Source organism: Bacteroides gallinaceum, from assembly GCF_030373775.1.
Lineage (GTDB): Bacteria > Bacteroidota > Bacteroidia > Bacteroidales > Bacteroidaceae > Phocaeicola > Phocaeicola excrementipullorum.
Map to the genome: position 1 here is coordinate 1 of NZ_JAUDEN010000079.1, position 792 is coordinate 792.

A 792-nucleotide genomic window follows, 5' to 3' on the forward strand; every position below is an offset into this window, starting at 1 on the left:
CGATGCAGGAAGCACCGCTTCCGGTGTTTCTTTTTATCGTTCATATAAAATTATTTTTGTAGGCGGAAATCCAATGCGACAGAGGTCGTTTTTTTGATTTCCGCCTTAATTTTCGCTACGCGAAAATACAATTTATTTTGCTGATATGCAACATTTTGCGTGTTTAATGTATTAAAAAGAAACATGCATTCCGCCATAGTGGCAGCATAATGAAACATCTGAAAGAATTTGTGAAATCAGTGCCGGATTACCGCAGGACAGACAAGGGAAACTACAAACACAAGCTGGAAGATATTCTTCTTCTTGTAATACTCGGACGGCCGGGCAAGTGTATAACAAGGCCGGATATAATCAGATTCGGCGAGCGTAATCTGAAACGCTTCCGCTCTTTAGGGATTTTGTTGGAGGGCGTGCCTTCTGAGCCTACGCTCTGCCGTGTATTCAAACATATAGATGATGAAGCCATGTCTGAACGGATGTCTGAATTTACTGCCGCTTTCCATGCTGAACTTGTCGGTTTTGCCGTGGACATCCTCTGTATTGACGGCAAGGCGATGAGAGGGACGGTACTTGAAAACGGACGCAACCCCGACATCGTGTCAGCCTATTCCCTTAAAGGAGGTGTCACACTTGCCACGGACATGTGCGAAGAAAAAAGCAACGAGATAACTTCCGTGCCCAAACTGCTGGACAAGGTGGATGTGTCGGGATGCATAGTTACGGCGGACGCCATGTCCTTCCAGAAAGCCATCATAGATAAAATCCGGGAAAAAGGCGGTGATTTCCTTATCG

At 45.5% G+C, this 792-nt stretch carries 1 protein-coding gene; it reads left to right on the top strand.

What is annotated here, in order from left to right:
• Positions 1–209: 209 nt before the first annotated feature.
• Positions 210–792: ISAs1 family transposase (locus QUW60_RS15035; protein ID WP_289561509.1), on the top strand; the 583-nt coding region annotated here is incomplete at its 3' end.